Origin of the sequence: uncultured Castellaniella sp. (genome assembly GCF_937988725.1) — a bacterium.
Taxonomy (GTDB): domain Bacteria; phylum Pseudomonadota; class Gammaproteobacteria; order Burkholderiales; family Burkholderiaceae_B; genus Castellaniella.
In genome coordinates this window covers 157,844-177,196 of record NZ_CALKHS010000008.1, presented here as the reverse complement: position 1 = coordinate 177,196, position 19,353 = coordinate 157,844, and the positions used below count along the sequence as shown (strand labels likewise).

The window sequence follows — 19,353 nt, the reverse complement described above, 5'->3', positions numbered from 1 at the left end:
TCATGGAACTCAAGCTCCTGAACGATCAGGGTCAATCTTCGGCCACCGTGGCCGGCGCCGATGACATCTTCGGCCGCGAATTCAACGAAGCGCTGGTGCACCAGATCGTCGTGGCCTATCAGGCCAACGCGCGCATGGGCAACCGCGCCCAGAAGAATCGCGAAACGGTCAAGCACTCCACCAAGAAGCCGTGGCGCCAGAAAGGCACCGGCCGCGCCCGTTCCGGGATGACTTCCTCGCCGATCTGGCGTGGGGGTGGCCGTGCGTTCCCGAATTCGCCCGACGAAAACTTCAGCCACAAGGTCAACAAGAAAATGTACCGCGCCGGTCTGCGCGCCATTTTCTCGCAGCTGGTGCGCGAAGACCGCCTGGCCGTGGTGGAAAGCTTCTCCCTCGAAGCCCCCAAGACCAAGCTGGCCGCCGCCAAGCTCAAGGATCTGGGCATTTCCGAATCCGTCCTGATCATCACCGATGCGCTGGACGAAAACGTCTATCTCGCGACGCGCAACCTGCCCCACGTGGCAGTGATTGAAACGCGCTACGCCGATCCGCTGTCCCTGGTCCACTACAAGAAAGTGCTGATCACCAAGCCGGCGATCGCCCAACTCGAGGAGTTGCTGGGATGAATGCCGAACGTCTGATGCAAGTCATTCTGGCGCCCGTGGTCACTGAAAAGGCCACGATGATCGCCGAAAAGAACAACCAGGTCGCTTTCCGCGTCGTGGCCGACGCCACCAAGCCCGAGATCAAGGCCGCCGTTGAACTGCTGTTCAAGGTCGAAGTCGAATCCGTGCAGGTCGCCAACCGCAAGGGCAAGGAAAAGCGCTTCGGCCGCTTCATGGGCCGTCGCCGCAACGAACGCAAGGCCTATGTGTCTCTCAAGGCCGGCCAGGAAATCGACTTTTCGGAGGTGAACTAAATGCCGCTGGTAAAAGTCAAACCCACGTCCGCCGGCCGTCGGGGCATGATCAAGGTCGTGCACCCTGAACTGCACAAGGGTCCGGGCTACGCGCCCCTGCTGGAAAGCCAATCGCGCAATTCCGGTCGCAACAACAACGGCCACATCACCGTGCGTCATCGCGGCGGTGGTCACAAGCAGCACTATCGCGTCGTCGATTTCCGCCGCAACAAGGACGGCATCGTCGCCCGCGTCGAGCGCCTGGAATACGACCCGAACCGCACGGCCCACCTGGCCCTGCTGTGCTACGCCGATGGCGAACGCCGCTACATCATCGCTCCGCGCGGTCTGGAAGTCGGCGCCACGGTCGTCTCCGGCCTGGAAGCCCCCATCCGCTCCGGCAACACCCTGCCGATCCGCGCCATCCCCGTGGGCGCCACGATCCACTGCATCGAAATGCAGCCGGGCAAGGGCGCTCAGCTGGCCCGTTCGGCCGGCGCTTCCGCCGTGCTGCTGGCCCGCGAAGGCATCTACGCCCAGGTCCGCCTGCGCTCCGGCGAAGTCCGCCGCGTGCACATCGATTGCCGCGCCACCATCGGTGAAGTCGGCAACGGCGACCACAGCCTGCGCCAGATCGGCAAGGCCGGCGCCGTGCGCTGGCGTGGCATCCGCCCGACCGTTCGTGGCGTGGCCATGAACCCGGTGGATCACCCGCACGGTGGCGGTGAAGGCCGCACCGGCGAAGGTCGCGTACCCGTCAGTCCGTGGGGCACTCCCACCAAGGGCTATCGGACTCGTCGAAACAAGCGCACGGACAATATGATTGTCTCGCGCCGCAAGCGCAAATAAGGGGCGAAGACTATGTCACGTTCTGTCAAGAAAGGCCCGTTCGTCGATGCGCATCTGATCAAAAAGGTCGATGCCGCCGTCGGGGGCAAAGAAAAGAAGCCGATCAAGACCTGGTCGCGCCGGTCCACCATCCTGCCCGAATTCATCGGGCTGACCATTGCCGTGCACAACGGCCGCCAGCACGTTCCCGTGTACATCAACGAGAACATGGTCGGTCACAAGCTCGGTGAATTTGCCCTGACGCGCACCTTCAAGGGTCACGCGGCGGACAAAAAGGCCAAGAGGTAAGCCATGGAAACTACCGCAGTCATTCGCGGCGTTCATATTTCCGCTCAGAAGACCCGCCTGGTGGCGGATCTGATCCGCGGCAAATCCGTGGCGAACGCCCTCAACATCCTGACCTTCAGCCCGAAGAAGGCCGCCGGCATCCTGAAAAAGGCGCTGGAATCGGCCATCGCCAATGCCGAGCACAACGACGGTGCCGACATCGACGAACTGAAAGTCACCACGATCTATGTCGACAAAGCTCAGTCGATGAAGCGTTTCTCGGCCCGTGCGAAGGGCCGTGGCAACCGCATCGAAAAGCAGACCTGCCACATCGTGGTCAAGGTCGGGGCCTAAGGAGTCGCAATGGGACAGAAAATTCACCCGATCGGGTTCCGCCTCGCGGTCAACCACAACTGGACTTCTCGCTGGTACGCCAACGACAAGGTCTACGGCAGCATGCTGGCCGAAGACATTCGTGTGCGTGAATACCTGAAGAAGAAACTGAAATCCGCTTCCGTGGGCCGAGTCATCATCGAGCGTCCGGCCAAGAACGCCCGCATCACCGTGTACTCGGCCCGTCCGGGCGTGGTGATCGGCCGTCGCGGCGAGGACATCGAAACGCTGAAGGCCGACCTGCAGCGCCTGATGGGCGTGCCCGTGCACGTCAACATCGAGGAAATCCGCAAGCCGGAAACCGATGCCCAGCTGATCGCGGATTCCATCACGCAGCAGCTCGAAAAGCGCATCATGTTCCGCCGCGCCATGAAGCGCGCCATGCAGAACGCCATGCGCCTGGGCGCCCAGGGCATCAAGATCATGTCCTCGGGCCGTCTGAACGGCATCGAAATCGCCCGCACCGAATGGTACCGCGAAGGCCGTGTGCCCCTGCACACCCTGCGCGCGCACATCGACTACGGCACGTCCGAAGCCCAGACCACCTACGGCATCATCGGTGTCAAGGTCTGGGTCTACAAGGGCGATATGCAGCCGAACGGCGAACTGCCCGTGGAAACCGCCGCCCCGCGCGACGAGGAACGCCGTCCGCGTCGCGCCCCGCGTGGCGATCGTCCCGGCCGTCCCGGTGACAACCGTGGTCGTGGCCGTGGCCCGCGCCGCGACGCTGCCTCGGCAGCGCCCGCGCCTGAAGGAGAATAACAATGTTGTCACCCTCTCGCAGGAAATACCGCAAAGAGCAGAAAGGCCGCAACACCGGCCTGGCGACGCGCGGCACCAACGTTTCTTTTGGTGAGTTCGGCCTGAAGGCCACCGATCGCGGCCGTCTGACGGCTCGCCAGATCGAGGCCGCTCGTCGCGCCATCAACCGTCACATCAAGCGCGGCGGCCGCATCTGGATCCGGATTTTCCCGGACAAGCCCATTTCCCAGAAGCCCGCCGAAGTCCGGATGGGTAACGGGAAGGGCAACCCGGAATTCTGGGTCGCCGAAATTCAACCCGGCAAGGTGCTGTACGAAATGGAAGGCGTGTCCGAAGAAGTCGCACGCGAAGCATTCCGCCTGGCCGCCGCCAAGCTGCCCCTGCGCACGACCTTCGTGTCGCGTCGCGTGGGCGCCTAAGGGGTACATAGATGAAAGCCAGTGAACTGCGCGAAAAAGACGCCGCCGGGCTCCAGACCGAGCTCGAGAGCCTGCTGAAGGCACAATTCAACCTGCGCATGCAGCGTGCCACCCAGCAGCTTTCCAACACCAGCCAGTTGGGCAAGGTGCGTCGCGACATCGCGCGCATCCGCACCATCATGACTGAGAACGCAGGAAAGTAACATGACAGCCGAAATCCAAAAAGACACCGCCAAGCGTCAACGCACGCTGGTCGGCAAGGTCGTCAGCAACAAGATGGACAAGACGGTCGTCGTCAGCGTCCAGACCCGCGTGAAGCACCCCGTGCTGGGCAAGTTCGTCAACCGCACCGCCAAATACAAGGCGCATGACGAATCCAACCAGTACAACGAGGGCGATACCGTGGAAATCGCCGAAGGTCGTCCCATCTCCAAGTCCAAGTCCTGGACGGTGGTGCGCCTGATCGAGGCCGTGCGCATCATCTGATGATGCGGGTGGCGCCCGGCGACGGGCGCCATTGCCGACACCACAGTTCCCACGCTGTGGACCAGACCCCGCCTCGCGCGGGGTTTTTTCATATACCGCATCCCGAGGAGACACGCATGAAACTGTTGAAGTTGCTGAGCGCGGCCGCCATCTGCCTGCTGGGCCTGGGCGCCCTGTCCGCCCAGGCCGAAGAAGCCTGGCCGTCCAAGACGGTCCGGATCCTGGTGCCGTTCGGCCCCGGTTCGACGCCCGACACGATGGCGCGCATGACCGCCGACTACATCGGCCCCAAGCTGGGCGTGCCGGTGGTGGTGGAAAACAAGGCCGGGGCGGGGGGCAACATCGGCACCGCCGCCATGGCCAAGGCGGCGCCGGATGGCTACACCTTCGGCATCACCATTTCCGGGCCGCTGGCGGCCAACACCGTGCTGTTTCCCAATCTGCCCTACCAGCCCGCCAAGGACCTGGATTTCCTGACGATCGCCGCCACGCAGCCCAGCGTGCTGGTGGTGGCGCCGTCCATGGACGCGCAGGACGTCGACGGACTGCTGAAGGCCTTGCGTGAACGGCCCGGCGACTACAACTACGGCTCGATGGGCGTCGGCAGCATTTCCCACCTGGCCATGGCGGCCCTGGCGGCCGCCAGCGGGACGGACATCGTCCACGTGCCGTACTCCACGTCCGCCAAGGTCGTGACCTCGATCCTGTCCGGCGAGACCCAGATGGGGATCCTGCCGGCCGCCGCGGTGATGGAACAGATCGCCGCCGGCAAGCTGCGCGCCCTGGCGGTCGCCACCGCCAAGCGGTCCGCCATCCTGCCCAAGCTGCCCACGCTGACGGAATCCGGCGTGGCCGGGATCGAGGCGGATGCCTGGATGGGCTTCGTCGCGCCGCACGGCACGCCCAAGGCCGCCGAAGACCGCTTCACCCAGGAAGTCATCCAGATGCTGAAGGATCCCGCCGTCGTCAAGCAGCTGGCCAAGCTGCATGAAGAGCCCGTGGCCAGCACGTCCGCCGAAATGCAGGCCGTGGTGCAGGGCGACCTGGATCGCTGGACGCCGGTCATCAAGGCCAACAACATCCGCTTCGACAATTGATGCGCGGCGCGCTGCCGCTCGCTGATCGCAAGTAAGGAAACGCGATGCGCCTGACCGTACGCAACCAGCCGGACTTCTGGGCGGGGGCCCTGTTCATCGGCGTCGGCCTGGCCTTCGGGCTGGGCGCGCGGCACTACCCCATGGGGCAGGCCAGCCGCATGGGAGCCGGGTACTTCCCGGCGCTGCTGGGGCTGTGCCTGGCGCTGCTGGGCCTGGCCCTGGCCGTGCAGGCATGCCGGCCGGCGGCGCCGCGCGCGTCCGTCAGGCGCCCGGACTGGCGGGTCGCCGGCATCGTGCTGGGCGCGGTGTGCCTGTTCGCCGCGCTGCTGCCGGTCCTGGGCGTGCTGCCGTCGGTGTTCATCCTGGTCTTCGTCGGCAGCATGGCGGGCCATGATTTCGACTGGCGGGTGGCGGCCCTGGTGGGGCTGGGCATGATGGCGTTCGTCTGGCTGGTCTTCATCCAGGGCCTGGGCCTGGTGTTTCCGGCCGGCGTGCTGGGCTGAGGAGGATCGGGATGGAATGGCTGGATCACCTGGCGCTGGGCCTGTCCGTCGCGCTCAGCCTGCAGAACCTCAGTTATTGCCTGCTGGGCTGCCTGCTGGGCACCCTGATCGGCGTGCTGCCGGGCATCGGCCCGGTGCCCACCATCGCCATGCTGCTGCCCATCACCTACGTGCTGCCGCCCGAATCGGGACTGATCATGCTGGCCGGCATCTACTACGGGGCGCAGTACGGGGGCTCGACCACCGCCATCCTGGTGGCGCTGCCCGGCGAGACCTCTTCGGTGGTCTCGGTGCTGGACGGCTATCAGATGGCCCGGGCGGGGCGCGCCGGCGCCGCCCTGGCCATCGCGGCCCTGGGCTCTTTCTTCGCCGGCTGCGTGGCGACGGTGCTGCTGGCCGCGTTCGCGCCGCTGCTGGCCCAGGTGGCGTTCAAGTTCGGGCCGGCCGAATACTTTTCCCTGATGGTGCTGGGCCTGCTGGCGGCCGTGGTGATGGCGTCAGGGTCCCTGCTCAAGGCGGTCGCCATGACGATCCTGGGGCTGGCGCTGGGCATGATCGGCACCGACGTCAATTCCGGCATGCCGCGCTTCGACCTGGGCTTTCTGAAGCTGCAGGACGGCCTGGATTTCGCCGTGGTCGCCATGGGCATCTTCGGCCTGGCGGAGATCATGGCCAATCTGGAACAGCGCGAACGCCGCGTCCGGATCACGGACAAGGTCGGGCCGCTCTATCCCAATCGCAAGGAATTCCGCGAGTCCTGGCCGGCCAGCGTGCGCGGCACCTTTCTGGGCTCGATCCTGGGGATTCTGCCGGGCGGCGGCGCGGTGCTGTCGTCCTTCGCGTCCTATACCCTGGAAAAGAAGATGGCCCGGGAGCCGGAGCGCTTCGGCCGTGGCCATCCGGCCGGGCTGGCGGGCCCCGAGTCCGCCAACAATGCGGCGGCGCAGACCTCCTTCATCCCCCTGTTGACCCTGGGCATTCCGGGCAATGCCGTCACCGCGCTGATGCTGGGCGCCATGATCATCCACGACGTGCAGCCCGGCCCGCGCGTGATGACTGCGCACCCCGACGTATTCTGGGGCCTGGTGGTGTCGATGTGGGTGGGCAACCTGATGCTGGTCGTCCTGAACCTGCCCCTGATCGGCGTCTGGGTCAAGCTGCTGAAACTGCCGTATCGCGTGCTCTTTCCGGCGATCCTGGTGTTCTGCTCGATCGGCGTCTATTCGCTGGACAACAGCCTGTTCGACGTCTGGACCCTGGCGTTCTTCGGCGCGGCCGGCTATCTGTGGACGCGCCTGGGCTGCGAGTCCGCGCCCTTGCTGCTGGGCCTGGTGCTGGGCCAGATGATGGAAGAAAACTTCCGCCGCGCGCTGCTGCTGTCCCGGGGCGACTTCACTACCTTCCTGACCCGGCCCGTGTCCCTGTCCCTGCTGCTGGTGGCGGCCGGGCTGCTGGCGCTGATCGCCGTGCCGGTGATCCGCCGCAAGCGCGACGAGGCTTTCGTCGAGGAGTGATCCGGCGATCCCTCTCTTTGCCATCTGCTACCGACCGTTATCAAACGTCATAGAGTGGTCCTGGGCCGGTGTCCGCCGTGGTAGCGTGATGCCAGAACATAACCGGAGGAGACCACCATGACGCTGTCCTATCGTCGATTGATTCCGTCCGTGCTGCTGGCGGCGCTGCTGGCCGCATGCGCGGCGCCGCCCAAGCCCGATGCCGCCGCGGCGGCGCAGCCTGCCGCGCCGGCCACCACGGCCGCCGCGACGGCCGCTGCCGCCGCCTATGACTTCGACATGGACGTCTTCCATCCTGTCGTCGCCCGTCGCGGCATGGTGGTGTCCGAACAGGAACTGGCCAGCCAGGCCGGTCTGGCCATGCTGAAGGCCGGCGGGAACGCCGTCGATGCCGCCGTGGCGGTGGGCTTCGCCCTGGCCGTGGTCCTGCCCAATGCCGGCAATCTCGGCGGCGGGGGCTTCATGATGGTGCACACCGCGCAGGACGGCAAGGACATCGCCCTGGATTTCCGCGAGATGGCCCCTGGCCGCGCATCGCGCGACATGTACCTGGATGCTCAGGGCAAGGTGGTCGATGGCCGTTCCCTGTTCACGCACCTGGCCGTGGGTGTGCCGGGCAGCGTGGCGGGCCTGACCCATGCCCAGCAGCGCTGGGGCAAACTGACCCTGGCGCAGGTGATGGCGCCCGCCATCCGCCTCGCTGAACGCGGTTATCCGGTCAGCCAGACCTTGGCGGAGACCCTGGAAAAGACCGCCAAGACCATGGGCCAATGGCCTGCCACCCAGGCCATCTTCTGGCGCGACGGCCAGCCCCTGAAGGCCGGCGACTGGCTGGTGCAGAAAGACTTGGCGCAGTCCCTGCGCCTGATCGCCGACCAGGGGGCCGACGTCTTCTACCGCGGGGTGATCGGCCAGAAGATCGCGGCCGAAATGGCGCGGCACGGCGGCCTGATCACGATGCAGGATCTGGCCCGGTACCATGTGGTCGAGCGCGCGCCCATCGTGGGCGATTACCGGGGCTATCGGGTGGTGACGATGCCCCCGCCCAGCTCCGGCGGCATCCACCTGGTGCAGATCCTGAACATGATGGAAGGCTGGCCGATCGGCGAGTGGGGGGCCGGCAGCGCCCAGACCATCCAGCACATGGCCGAGGCCATGAAGCTGGCCTATGCCGACCGGTCGGAATACCTGGGGGACACCGATTTCATCAAGGTGCCCGTGTCGGGGCTGATTTCCAAGGCTTATGCCCGCTCGCTGGCCGCCACCATCGATGCCAAGCGCGCGCGGCCTTCGTCGGACATCAAGCCGGGCAAGCCGCAACCCTATGAAAGCGACCAGACCACGCACTTTTCGGTCGCCGACTCGGCCGGCAATGCCGTGGCGGTGACGTACACGCTGAACACCAATTTCGGCAGCGGCATCGTGGCCGACGGCACCGGCATCCTGCTCAATAACGAAATGGACGACTTTTCGGCCAAGCCCGGCGTGGCCAACGTGTACGGCCTGATCGGCGGCGAAGCCAACGCCATCGCGCCGGGCAAGCGGCCGCTGTCGTCGATGACGCCGACGCTGGTCATGAAGGACGGCCGGCCGTGGCTGGTGACCGGCAGCCCGGGCGGCGCGCGCATCATCACCACGGTCCTGGAAACCGTGGTCGACGCCATCGACTTCCGGATGAACCCGGCCGAGGCCGCCGCCACGCCGCGCTTCCACCACCAGTGGTGGCCCGATCAGCTGCGGGTGGAAAAGGGCCTCAGCCCCGACACCCTGGCGCTGTTGCGCAGCTATGGACAGCACGTCGCCGTCATGCCCACGATGGGCAGGACGCAGACCATCCAGATCCGCGGCGGGGAGATGTACGGCGCGGCGGATCCGCGCAACCCCGATGGCGCCGCCGTCGGCTGGTGAGCCGCTGATCTGCATCAAGAAGCGAGGCGGCGTCCCGGTTCGCCGGGGCGCCGCGCGGGCGGGGATCGGGTAGCATGAAGCCTGTGCTTTCCCGCGAGACCGCTTCCCATGGACATCACCTGTTTCGACGACTTGCTGCAGGCGGCCCGCCAGCAGCCTGAACCGCAGCGCCTGCTGTTCGTGTTCGCCGCCAGCGGCGTGCCCGACGACGCCACGCCGGCGCAGAAGGCCAGCCATGCCCGGGGCGAGGGCGGTGAGTTGACCCCGCTGTTGTGCGTGGACAAGACTCCCGCGGAATTGACGGACTTTGCGGCGCTGGCGCGGGAATCCCGCCAGACGGGGCAGGATGATTGGCAGGTGGTGTTCGTCGCCGCCATGGCGGACCAGTCCGCCTATCTGCCGGACAACAAGGACGTGGACCTGGCGTTTCAGCGCATGACGCAGATGATCAAGTACGGCGCAGTCGGCTCGCTGATGGCGTTCGACCGCGGCGGCGATCCGCTGGTGTTCGGGGCGGCGTGACGCCGGCCGGGGCGCGGCAAGCGCGCGCCGGGAATTCCGCCCGGCGCGACGCGAAGATCAGGCGGGACGGCTGACGTCCTGGCCGCCGGCGGCCGCATCCTGGTTGCGCAGTTCCTTGCGCAGGATCTTGCCCACGTTGCTGCGCGGCAGCTCGTCGCGGAATTCCACGAATTTCGGCACCTTGTAGCCGGTCAGCAGCGTGCGGCAGTGGGCGATGACCTCGGCTTCGGTCAGGGTCGGGTCCTTGCGGATCACGTAGAGCTTGACGGCTTCGCCGGACGCGCCGTTGGGCACGCCGACGGCGGCGGCTTCCAGGATGCCGGGGTGCTCGATGGCGGCGGCCTCGACTTCGTTCGGGTAGACGTTGAAGCCCGACACCAGGATCATGTCCTTCTTGCGGTCCAGCAGGAAGACGTAGCCCTTGTCGTTCATGTAGCCGATGTCGCCGGTCATCAGCCAGCCGTCGGCGTCGAAGGCCTTGGCGGTTTCCTCCGGGCGGTTCCAGTAGCCTGTCATGACTTGCGGACCCTTGACGCAGATTTCGCCGGACTCGCCGATGGCCATGGCGCGGTTGTCGGTGCGCACGGCGACGTCTGTCGAGGGCACGGGCAGGCCGATCGAGCCGTTGAAGTCGACCTTGTCGAACGGGTTGATGGTCACGGCGGGCGAGGTTTCCGTCAGGCCGTAGGCCTGGGCGATGGGCTTGCCGGTGATCTTCAGCCAGCGCTGCGCGATGGCTTCCTGGACGGCCATGCCGCCGCCCAGGGTCAGGTTCAGCCCGCTGAAGTCCAGCTTGCTGAAATCGGGGTTGTTCAGCAGCGCGTTGAACAGGGTGTTGACTCCGGTCAGGGCCGTGAACTTGACCTTGCCGAGTTCCTTGACGAAGCCGGGGATGTCGCGTGGGTTGACGATCAGCAGGTTGCTCGCGCCCATCCGCATGAAGGTCAGGCAGTTCGCCGTCAGGGCGAAGATGTGATAGAGCGGGAGCGCCGTCACGATGCATTCGCGGTCGCCCGTGCAGTAGGGCCGCACCCAGGCGTAGGCCTGGCAGACATTGGCCAGCAGGTTGCCGTGGCTGAGCATGGCGCCCTTGGCCACCCCCGTGGTGCCGCCGGTGTATTGCAGCGCCGCCAGGTCCTCGTGCGACAGGGCGGGGCGCCGGTAGGGGGCGCGGGCGCCTTGCTCCAGCGCCTGGCGCAGGCGCAAGGCGCCCGGGATATGCCAGGCCGGCACCATGTTCTTCACGTGGCGCACGACCAGGTCCGTGATCAGGCTCTTGGGAAAGCCCAGCATTTCACCCAGCGACGTGACCACGACCCGCTTGACGTCCGTGCCCGGCATGGCCTGCTGCAGGGTGCCGGCGAAGTTCTCGGCCACCACCACGGTGGTCGCCCCGGAGTCGCTGAGCTGGTGGTGCAGTTCATGCGGGGTGTACAGAGGGTTGGTGTTGACCACCACGGCGCCCGCCATCAGCGTGCCGAACAGGCAGATGGGGTACTGCAGCAGGTTGGGCATCATCAGGGCCACCCGTTCGCCCTTGTCCACGCCCTGGGATTGCAGCCAGGCGGCGAAGGCCTGCGCCTTTTCGTGGATCCGGGCGTAGGACATGGTCGCACCCATGCTGATGTACGCCGTGTTGTGGGCGTACCGCCGGCAGCTCTCTTCGAACAGATCGGCCAGCGAAGCATAGGCGGCCGCCTGGTCGGTGATGTCCGCCGGCACCCCTTTGGGGTAGTGTTCCAGCCAGATGCGTTCCATGTCGTGTTTCCTTCTTGCAAGTGCGAAAAATCAGTTGGCGGCGGTCTTCCGGCCCAGCAGGGCCTGTTTCAGGGATTCCTGCGCCGGGGCCGGCCCCAGCCAGACTTTCAGGAGCGCGGCGGCGAAACGCGGGTCGGAGACCTCGCCCAAGGCCTTGCCTTTGAATGATACCGAGACCTTCCCCTGCTGGAAACGGATCTCGACGACGTCGCCGGAAGCGCCTTCGCCGCCGGTCCTCATGAAGGCCTCGAAGCGGTCGGTCGCGTCCTTCATGGCGGCCAGTTCCGTCTCGGTATTATTGGCCTTCAAGCCTTCGTTCAGCGCGTCGGTCAGGGCCTTGCCGTTGATGTCGCGCAAGAGCGTCAGCCGCAGCATCTGCGGTTCGGGACTGTTCAGGATGGTTTGCGCGTCATGGGTGGCCGTGGGGCGGTAGAGCGCCGCCACGTAGACGTGGAAGACGAAGCGCTGGCGCAGTCCCGCACCGTTGAGCGCCAGGGTCTGGCCGGCCACGGTCTGCTGTTCCGGGACATCCACGGTGGCGACGGTGAGGGCCTGAGCAGGCGAAGCCAGCCACAGCGCGGCGGCGGCCGCCATGGCGGCCAGAGCGCTTCTGACCAGGCCCCGCGCCGCGCCGCCGCAGCCGGTTTCCCCGAGAGGCCGGCGCAAGCGCGGGCCGCGCCGTGAAACGGAATGCATCGTCATGCTGTGTCTCCTGCCGCGCTGTCGCGCAGCTTGTGATGTTTGTACCAGGCCTTGTCGGCCAGATAGAGGGTGCGTCGCACCTCGGTGTGCACGGCGCCGTCCGGGCCTTTCAGCTCGACCGGGTACGTGCGTTCGATTTCGTGATCGCGGCCCAGCGCATCGCGGATGTCTTGCAGTTCCGCTTCCGACAGCCGGAAGTCCGCCGTCAGCGCGCAGAAGGCGGGCTTGCGGTAGCGGATGGTGGCCGCCTTGTCCCAGACGATCACGTCCGGGCCCAGCCGGGCCATCAGCATGCCGGCGTGGACGCCGTCCGTGACGGCGAACAGCGAACCGCCGTAGATCGAGCCGACCAGATTGCGGGTGCGCCGGGTCAGCGCCAGGCGCACGCGGATGTGCAGCAGATCCGGGGATACGTGGATCACCCGCCCGCCGGTGGCCCGGAAGGCGGGATGCAGGTTGAAGCCCGTGCGCATCGCGCGCGCCCGCCACCGGGGCGGCAGGTGGGACAAGTGGGACAGCTTCATGTCAGCGCCCCGCCGGGTTCTCGGACAGACGGGGATGAGACAGGCGGGGCACTGGATTCACGGCGCCCTCGATCAGAAGCGATGCGAGAACTGCACGCCGACGACGTCCGCGCTGCTCTTGTAGTCGCCCTTGAGCACGCCGGCTTCCTTGGAGGAGGCGTTGTTGACCGAAGTGCTCTTCACGAACAGGTGCGCATAGCCGACGTCGATGGCGGTGTTCTTGCTGAAGCTGTACTGCGCGCCCAGGGACACCCAGTAGCGGTCATTGTCCGGCAGGGACGAGGGGCGGTAGGCGTCGTCGCGCACCGGAGACTGGTCCCAGGCCACGCCGCCCTTGAAGGTCCAGCTGTCGCTGTGACGGTAGCTCGCGCCCAGGGACACGCGCCAGGCATCCTTGAAGCGCAGATCCAGCCTGGAGTCCGGAATGCCGGCGTTCTGGATCTTCAGTTCCGGAATGCTGCTCCAGCCCGTCCAGGCCACGTCGCCCAGCAGGGTCCAGCGATCGTTCAGCTGGTGGACCACGCTGAAGATGGCGGAGTCGGGCAGCTCGACAGTGGTTTCGGCATCATGCCCGCCCAGTGGCAGCCGCGCCATCACCGGGTTGGGAATGGACATGCCGGGCGCGACGGGGATCGAGGAGGGGACGCTGCGATTGTCGACTGTGGTCGTGCCGTCCGCGTTGATCTTGACCTTGGAACGGTAGGACAGGCCGAAACGGGTGTCCGGCGTGGCCTGCCACAGGATGCCGGCGTTCCAGCCCCAGGCGTCGCCCTTGGCCTTCACCTTGGCGCTCAGGTCGCCGCCGGGCAGAGGGATGGGGTTGCCCATCGCGCCAGTCGGGATACCGGGCACGAACTGCGCCTTGCGGTAGTCCGCGTCCAGCTGCATCCAGTTCACGCCCACGCCGATGGAGAGCGTGTCGGTGGCCTTGAAGGCGATGGACGGATTGATGTTGATGCTCTCGATGGAGAATTTCTCGGAGTGATAGCGGCCGGCCCAGCCTTTCTCGTAGTCGGTCATCAGGCCGAAGGGCGCGCCCACGCTCAGGCCCAGCCACCAGCGCGGATTCACTTCCCAGGTGAAGTGCGCGTTGGGCACGGCCGCCCAGGAGCCGGCGTCCCCGCCATTGCCGCCGGTGGCCGGAGTGCCCAGCGGGCTGGTGCTGCCGCCGTTCGAGAATTTGAAGCTCGGCTTGATCCCGACCACGCCCGCGCTGACGTTCATGCCTGGCAACAGGGTGATGCTGGCGGGGTTGAAATAGTTGGCGCTGGCGTTTTCGCCGATGGCGGCCGAGCCCGCGTAGGCGTTGCCCAGGCCGCTGCCGTTTTGCTCCAGCAGCTGAAAACCGGCCGCGTGAGCGGCGCCGATACCGCCCAGGCCGATGATCAGGGCCGACAGGGTCTTGATCGAATGATGCAACTTCATGATGTCTACTCCACAGATGGATGGTTGAGCGTGCCCTGCGAAATGCGGGCGTGCAGAACCCCGTGCCGTGCCGGTAGGCACTGCATGCAGGACGTTTTTTTGACGTGCAGACACCCGCGCCGCGCATCGCGCAGCGTGATGGGTGCTTCAGGGAACAGCCGGTGTCAGTCCGGCATCAAATAGGGATCAGCCATCATCTGGTTTCATGGAAGCCCCCTAAATCGGTGACGAGGAATCGCGTCCGGCCATCATTCCCGTGGCGTGGCCGGTCTGCGGACGATCCAGTCCGACCTGCAGGACGGACTGGGGCGAAGGCTGGGCGGGCAGCGGGGCCCGCAGGCCGCCCAGCAAAAAGGCCATCAGGCGGTCGAGCAGCACGTCGGCATTCAGGCTCGTATCGCCCTGCAGGTTCATGACCCGGCTGGAACTGTCCGCCCCCATGATGGCGTAGGCCGTGGCGCCCAGCATGAAGTGGAAGCGCCAGACGATCTCGGCCTCGGGCACGCCCGGCAGCGAGGTCAGCAGGGCCCGCGTGAAGCGATGGGCCACGACCGAGCGCTCGGCCTCGAACAGAGCGTTGATCGCGCCGTTGGGGTCCGACAGGTTGCTGCTTTGCAGCGGCATGAAGGCGCGGCGTTCCGCTCCGGCGCTGCAGGCGTGGCGCACCAGGGGGCCGAAATAGGCCTCGACGATGGCCGAGGGCTTCAGCGGCTGGCCGTTGGCCTGGGCTTCCAGGGTATCCAGGATGCGCAGGCGCTCGTCGTTCAGGGCATCCAGCCGGCGCTGGAAGACGGCTTCGATCAGAGCATCCTTCGAGCCGAAGTGATAGTTGACGGCCGACAGGTTGACGTCCGCCGCCTTGGTGATCTGGCGCATGGAAGTCTTGTCGTGCCCCTGCTCGGCGAACAGATGTTCGGCGGCATCGAGAATGGCATCGCGGGTGAGGGTCGAACGGGAGATGGTCATGTGTAGTTCAAACGTTTGTTTTAAAACTATACACAAGCCGCCCGAGAACGGTATCCGTGTTACCCCTTAGATGACCGTCGATGCATCGGGGCGAGCTGTGCGCTTCTTGGGGTTTCGCAGCGCAAAGGATACACTTTCAGGATTCGTGACATAGTGATAAAGAGGACGCGTGATGGCATCCGTGCGACAGCTGCTGGTGATTTCCACGCTGGTGATCGCCTGCATCTTGATCGGCATGCTGGCGGTGGGCACCCGGCTGATGGACCGACAGCTGGACGGCCAGCTGCAAAGCGATAGCGAGAATGCCGCCGCCACCCTGGCGTTGCTGGTCAGCGCCCAGCCCGATCAGGCGGCGCGGGTGCGCGTTCTCGAAGCCGCCTTCCAGCAGGGGCGGTTTGCGGAACTGTCCCTGCAGGCCGCCGACGGGACCATGGCGTTCCAGGCTCGCCGGATGACGTCCGCCGCCGCGAACGCGCCCGGCTGGTTTGGCGCCTGGGGCGATATCGCGCCCCACCAGGCGCAGCGGCAGATCGGCGGGGCCGGGCGCCTGAGCCTGGTCCTGGATCCCGCGCCGGCCCGCGACGCCCTGTGGGCGCACGTCATCCAGTGGCTGTGGCTGGCCCTGGGGATCGCCGCGTTCTGGGCGCTGTTCCTGGCGGCCCTGCTGTCGCGGCTACGCCGCGCCCTGCAGGAAACTCCCGCGCCGGAAGCGCCCGAGATCAAGGTCAAGCAGACGGGGCCCGTCGAAAACGCCGAGTTGCTGGACGAAGTCCGCGAACGGGTGTCGCCCAGCATGGACGAGCAGATGGCTCGCATCGAGCAGCTTGAAATCGAACTGAACCGGGATCCGGTCACGGGGCTGGCCAATCGCGCCTACTTCCTGAATGAACTCAAGCGCATGCTGCGCGACGATTCGCGCCAGGGCGCGGTCAGCGGCTATGTCCTGCTGGCGCGCCAGCGCGACATGGCCCGGCTGCAGAATCAGTGCGACCGCCAGGAGATCGACGATTGGCTGCGTCTTCTGGGCGGACGGTTGATCGAGGTTCTGGCGGATTATCCGCAGGCGCATGCCCTGCCGGCCCGCCTGAACGGCGCGGATTTCGTGATCCTGTTCCCGGTGGGGGGCGGCCCCGAAGTCATGCGCCCCATCCAGCGGCTGCGTGAACTGTTCGAGACGCTGCGGGTGAAGCTCGACAGCCAGAACCTGTCGCGGTGGGCCTTCGCCCTGACGGACTACACCGTCCAGTGCACGCCCAAGGACGTCCTGACGCGCCTGGACCTGGCGCTGATGTGCGCGGAAAGCGCCGGCCACGCGGAAGTCGAATTCCTGTCGCACGCCGATCGCGAAACCGGCGAGCTGCGCATGGGCGAGGCGTCCTGGCGCACGCTGATTTCCCAGGCCCTGGACCACGACCGCCTTTCCCTGGACGTGCGCCTGGTGCAGTACGAGGGCGACGACATCACGGACCGCTACGAGGCGTCCCTCAGCCTGCGGGAAGATGACGGCGACCAGCCGCCGATGTCGGGCTATCTGTTCATGCCGGCCGCCGCGCGGCTGGGCCTGTCTTCCGATTGCGACATGCGGGCCCTGGCCCTCGCACTGAGCTGGCTGGGCGAACACCCCGGCATCCTGGTCGTGCGCATGTCCATGTCCTCCATCCTGGACGCCCAGTATCTGGACGAGGTCCGCCGCATCTGCGCCTATGCGGACCCCGAACTGCTGCGGCGGGTGGTGGTGGAACTCGACGCCTATGGCCTGAGCCGCCACCTGGAGGCCTTCAAGGCCTTTGCCGGGGGGCTGATCGAGACGGGTATTTCGGTCGGCCTGCGGGGGCTGGATCAGCAGCCCGACGCCTTGCGCAAGATCCACGAAGTCGATTTCGGCTACGTCAAGCTGGGCGGGTCCTTCGTCCGCGAGCTGCTCTCCAGCCCCGGCGGCGTCCAGATGATGGTGGCGGTCACGGAAACGGCCATCGGCATGGGCATGCGGGTCTATGTGGACGACGCCGATGACGAGGCGATCCGCCGCATGCTGGTCGAATACGGGGCCTTGCCCCGGGCGCGGTGATGCGTCCAGCCATCAGTCGCCAAAAAGCGCTTGTCTTTTCAGAGTGCTTGTGGCTATAATTGCGGTCTTGGCCTATCTGCCAGGCGCGTCATATGGGAATCATCGGGCAATCGTTCGGGGTTTTCAGTGTGCCGCCAGGCCAGGCCGAGTTGGTAATCTCGTTTATGTGCAAAATCATTTTGCGCAAACAGGAATTTCAACCCAGAGCCCGCGCGCAGCAAGGTGCGTCGGCTTGACGGGACCAAAACTGGCTGCGTTGTCTTGGGGTGAATGCTCTGGGCATCGTTGTTAAGTTGGAACAGGAAAAATCATGATCCAAATGCAGACCACGCTGGACGTGGCCGACAACACAGGTGCGCGTTCCGTCATGTGCATCAAGGTGTTGGGCGGCTCGAAGCGCCGCTATGCCGCCATCGGCGACGTCATCAAGGTGTCCGTCAAAGAAGCGGCGCCTCGCGGGCGCGTGAAAAAAGGCGAAATCTACAACGCCGTGGTGGTGCGTACCGCCAAGGGCGTGCGCCGCAAAGACGGTTCCCTGATCCGCTTCGGCGGCAATGCGGCCGTGTTGCTCAATGCGAAACTCGAACCCATCGGCACGCGCATCTTCGGACCGGTCACACGTGAACTGCGCACCGAGAAGTTCATGAAGATCGTGTCCCTGGCGCCCGAAGTGCTGTAAGGAGCAGATCATGCAAAACATTCGTAAAGGCGACGAAGTCATTGTGCTGACCGGCCGCGATCGCAGCCGCCGCGGCACCGTGGTGGCTCGCGTCGACGACGACCACGTGCTGGTCGAAGGCATCAACGTCGTCAAGAAGCACGCCAAGGGCAACCCCATGGCGGGCACCCCCGGCGGCATCGTCGACAAGACCCTGCCCATCCATATCTCCAATGTGGCGATCTACAACCCCGAAACCGGCAAGGGCGACCGCGTCGGCGTCAAGGTCGTGGACGGGGCCAAGGTCCGCATTTTCCGTTCCAACGGCGCTGTCGTTGGCGCGAAGGCATAAGGGGCGCATCAAATGGCTCGTTTACAAGATTTCTACCGCTCCAAGGTCGCTGGCGATCTGAAGGAGAAGTTCGGCTATCAGTCGATCATGCAGGTGCCGCGCATCACCAAGATCACCTTGAACATGGGTGTGTCCGAAGCGGTCTCCGACAAGAAGATCATCGAAAACGCCGTGGGCGACATGACCAAGATCTCCGGTCAGAAGCCCGTCGTCACGAAGACCCGCAAGGCCATCGCCGGCTTCAAGATTCGTGAAGACTACCCGATCGGCTGCATGGTCACCCTGCGTGGCCAGCGCATGTACGAATTCCTGGATCGTCTGATCTCCGTCGCCCTGCCGCGCGTGCGCGACTTCCGCGGCGTGTCGGGCCGTGCCTTCGATGGCCGCGGCAACTACAACATCGGGGTGAAGGAACAGATCATCTTCCCGGAAATCGAATACGACAAGATCGATGCCGTGCGCGGGATGAACATCAGCATCACCACCACCGCAAAGACCGACGAGGAAGCCAAGGCGCTCTTGAGCGCATTCAGCTTCCCCTTCCGCAACTAAGGGGCTGACGTGGCAAAACTTTCCCTCATCAATCGCGACATCAAGCGCGCCAAGCTGGCTGAAAAGTTCGCGGCGAAGCGCACCGCACTGAAGGCGATCATCGCCGATCAGTCCAAATCCGACGAAGAACGCTATCAGGCTCGCCTGGCCCTGCAACAGCTGCCCCGCAACGCCAACCCCACCCGCCAGCGCAATCGCTGCGTGGTGACGGGTCGTCCCCGCGGCGTGTTCAGCAAGTTCGGGCTGACGCGTCACAAACTGCGTGAAATGGCCATGCGCGGCGAAGTGCCGGGCATGACCAAGGCCAGCTGGTAGGAGAACCACACATGAGCATGAGCGATCCCATCGCCGATATGCTGACCCGCGTGCGTAATGCGCAAATGGTCAACAAGACGTCGGTTTCCATGCCCTCCTCGAAGCTGAAGGCTGCCATCGCAGCCGTGCTGAAGGACGAAGGCTACATCGAAGATTTCCGCGTGGCGGGCGAACAGGCCAAGCCGCAGCTGGAAATCACGCTGAAATATTATGCCGGCCGCCCGGTGATCGAGCGCATCGACCGCGTCTCGCGTCCCGGCCTGCGTATCTACAAGAGCAGCGCCACCATCCCTCAGGTCATGAACGGCCTGGGCGTGGCGATCGTCTCCACCCCGCGTGGCGTCATGACGGACCGCAAGGCCCGCGCGACCGGCGTGGGCGGCGAAGTGCTCTGCTACGTGGCATAAGGGGGTAT

25 protein-coding genes are annotated in these 19,353 nt (G+C 65.6%); 20 read left to right on the top strand and 5 right to left on the bottom strand.

The features are described 5' to 3' along the window. The first annotated feature begins 2 nt into the window (after positions 1-2). From rplD to Q0263_RS07025, 14 genes are all read left to right on the top strand, one after another. Entirely contained in the window at positions 3-626 is a 624-nt protein-coding gene (gene rplD, locus Q0263_RS07090; protein ID WP_298014781.1) for a 50S ribosomal protein L4, read from the top strand. After that, entirely contained in the window at positions 623-919 is a 297-nt protein-coding gene (rplW, locus tag Q0263_RS07085) for a 50S ribosomal protein L23 (RefSeq protein WP_298014779.1), read from the top strand. The genes rplD and rplW overlap by 4 nt, the downstream gene beginning before the upstream one ends. Continuing rightward, the gene (gene rplB / locus Q0263_RS07080) at positions 920-1,747 is read left to right on the top strand and encodes a 50S ribosomal protein L2 (protein ID WP_298014776.1); all 828 of its coding nucleotides are present in this window, start codon (positions 920-922) and stop codon (positions 1,745-1,747) included. Positions 1,748-1,759: 12 nt separating this feature from the next. Further along, the gene (rpsS, locus tag Q0263_RS07075) at positions 1,760-2,035 is read left to right on the top strand and encodes a 30S ribosomal protein S19 (protein ID WP_298014773.1); all 276 of its coding nucleotides are present in this window, start codon (positions 1,760-1,762) and stop codon (positions 2,033-2,035) included. Positions 2,036-2,038: 3 nt separating this feature from the next. Beyond that, complete coding sequence (gene rplV / locus Q0263_RS07070) at positions 2,039-2,368, top strand: 50S ribosomal protein L22 (protein WP_298014770.1); 330 nt, start codon at positions 2,039-2,041, stop codon at positions 2,366-2,368. 9 nt (positions 2,369-2,377) lie between these two features. Further along, positions 2,378-3,169, top strand: a complete 792-nt coding sequence (rpsC, locus tag Q0263_RS07065; RefSeq protein ID WP_298014767.1) for a 30S ribosomal protein S3 — start codon at positions 2,378-2,380, stop codon at positions 3,167-3,169. 2 nt (positions 3,170-3,171) lie between these two features. Then, positions 3,172-3,588, top strand: a complete 417-nt coding sequence (gene rplP / locus Q0263_RS07060; protein WP_298014763.1) for a 50S ribosomal protein L16 — start codon at positions 3,172-3,174, stop codon at positions 3,586-3,588. An 11-nt stretch (positions 3,589-3,599) separates the two neighbouring features. Further along, positions 3,600-3,791: a 50S ribosomal protein L29 gene (gene rpmC / locus Q0263_RS07055; RefSeq protein WP_298014760.1), complete on the top strand. Its 192-nt coding sequence runs from the start codon at positions 3,600-3,602 to the stop codon at positions 3,789-3,791. A gap of 1 nt (position 3,792) precedes the next feature. Continuing rightward, positions 3,793-4,074, top strand: coding sequence for a 30S ribosomal protein S17 (gene rpsQ / locus Q0263_RS07050; protein ID WP_298014757.1), 282 nt, complete (start codon positions 3,793-3,795; stop codon positions 4,072-4,074). Positions 4,075-4,190: 116 nt separating this feature from the next. Continuing rightward, positions 4,191-5,171, top strand: a complete 981-nt coding sequence (locus tag Q0263_RS07045) for a tripartite tricarboxylate transporter substrate-binding protein (RefSeq protein WP_298014754.1) — start codon at positions 4,191-4,193, stop codon at positions 5,169-5,171. A gap of 44 nt (positions 5,172-5,215) precedes the next feature. Further along, positions 5,216-5,674: a tripartite tricarboxylate transporter TctB family protein gene (locus tag Q0263_RS07040; RefSeq protein WP_298014751.1), complete on the top strand. Its 459-nt coding sequence runs from the start codon at positions 5,216-5,218 to the stop codon at positions 5,672-5,674. Positions 5,675-5,685: 11 nt separating this feature from the next. Next, positions 5,686-7,188: a tripartite tricarboxylate transporter permease gene (locus Q0263_RS07035; RefSeq protein WP_298014748.1), complete on the top strand. Its 1,503-nt coding sequence runs from the start codon at positions 5,686-5,688 to the stop codon at positions 7,186-7,188. A gap of 117 nt (positions 7,189-7,305) precedes the next feature. After that, entirely contained in the window at positions 7,306-9,096 is a 1,791-nt protein-coding gene (ggt, locus tag Q0263_RS07030) for a gamma-glutamyltransferase (protein WP_298014746.1), read from the top strand. Positions 9,097-9,204: 108 nt separating this feature from the next. Next, positions 9,205-9,618 (top strand): ribonucleotide reductase subunit alpha, encoded by a 414-nt coding sequence (locus Q0263_RS07025; RefSeq protein WP_298014743.1) that lies wholly within the window; start codon positions 9,205-9,207, stop codon positions 9,616-9,618. Positions 9,619-9,675: 57 nt separating this feature from the next. Here Q0263_RS07025 and Q0263_RS07020 read toward each other — a convergent pair whose 3' ends face one another. The 5 genes from Q0263_RS07020 to Q0263_RS07000 all read right to left on the bottom strand — a co-directional run bounded on the left by Q0263_RS07020 (position 9,676) and on the right by Q0263_RS07000 (position 14,993). Continuing rightward, complete coding sequence (locus Q0263_RS07020) at positions 9,676-11,376, bottom strand: AMP-binding protein (protein ID WP_298014740.1); 1,701 nt, start codon at positions 11,374-11,376, stop codon at positions 9,676-9,678. Positions 11,377-11,406: 30 nt separating this feature from the next. After that, positions 11,407-12,078: a chalcone isomerase family protein gene (locus Q0263_RS07015; protein WP_298014737.1), complete on the bottom strand. Its 672-nt coding sequence runs from the start codon at positions 12,076-12,078 to the stop codon at positions 11,407-11,409. After that, the gene (locus tag Q0263_RS07010) at positions 12,075-12,602 is read right to left on the bottom strand and encodes a DUF4442 domain-containing protein (protein ID WP_298014735.1); all 528 of its coding nucleotides are present in this window, start codon (positions 12,600-12,602) and stop codon (positions 12,075-12,077) included. Before Q0263_RS07010 ends, Q0263_RS07015 begins: the two co-directional genes overlap by 4 nt. A 72-nt stretch (positions 12,603-12,674) precedes the next feature. After that, a complete protein-coding gene (locus Q0263_RS07005; protein WP_298014732.1) occupies positions 12,675-14,027 on the bottom strand; it encodes a porin in 1,353 nt (450 codons plus the stop codon). A 216-nt stretch (positions 14,028-14,243) separates the two neighbouring features. Then, positions 14,244-14,993, bottom strand: coding sequence for a TetR/AcrR family transcriptional regulator (locus Q0263_RS07000; protein ID WP_298014730.1), 750 nt, complete (start codon positions 14,991-14,993; stop codon positions 14,244-14,246). A 172-nt stretch (positions 14,994-15,165) separates the two neighbouring features. On the opposite strand from Q0263_RS07000, the gene Q0263_RS06995 reads away from it, so the two are divergent. The 6 genes from Q0263_RS06995 (at position 15,166) to rpsH (ending at position 19,345) form a co-directional block, all read left to right on the top strand. Then, positions 15,166-17,061 (top strand): EAL domain-containing protein, encoded by a 1,896-nt coding sequence (locus Q0263_RS06995; protein WP_298014728.1) that lies wholly within the window; start codon positions 15,166-15,168, stop codon positions 17,059-17,061. A gap of 310 nt (positions 17,062-17,371) precedes the next feature. Next, positions 17,372-17,740, top strand: coding sequence for a 50S ribosomal protein L14 (rplN, locus tag Q0263_RS06990; RefSeq protein WP_043678954.1), 369 nt, complete (start codon positions 17,372-17,374; stop codon positions 17,738-17,740). Between the two features lie 10 nt (positions 17,741-17,750). Beyond that, positions 17,751-18,071 carry a 50S ribosomal protein L24 gene (rplX, locus tag Q0263_RS06985; RefSeq protein ID WP_298014725.1) on the top strand — a complete coding sequence of 107 codons (321 nt, stop codon included), beginning with the start codon at positions 17,751-17,753 and terminating at the stop codon, positions 18,069-18,071. A gap of 12 nt (positions 18,072-18,083) precedes the next feature. Continuing rightward, complete coding sequence (gene rplE / locus Q0263_RS06980; protein ID WP_298014723.1) at positions 18,084-18,623, top strand: 50S ribosomal protein L5; 540 nt, start codon at positions 18,084-18,086, stop codon at positions 18,621-18,623. A 9-nt stretch (positions 18,624-18,632) separates the two neighbouring features. Further along, on the top strand, positions 18,633-18,938 hold the full coding sequence (rpsN, locus tag Q0263_RS06975; RefSeq protein ID WP_298014721.1) for a 30S ribosomal protein S14: 306 nt from the start codon (positions 18,633-18,635) through the stop codon (positions 18,936-18,938). 11 nt (positions 18,939-18,949) lie between these two features. After that, positions 18,950-19,345 (top strand): 30S ribosomal protein S8, encoded by a 396-nt coding sequence (gene rpsH / locus Q0263_RS06970; protein WP_298014719.1) that lies wholly within the window; start codon positions 18,950-18,952, stop codon positions 19,343-19,345. Positions 19,346-19,353: the final 8 nt, after the last annotated feature.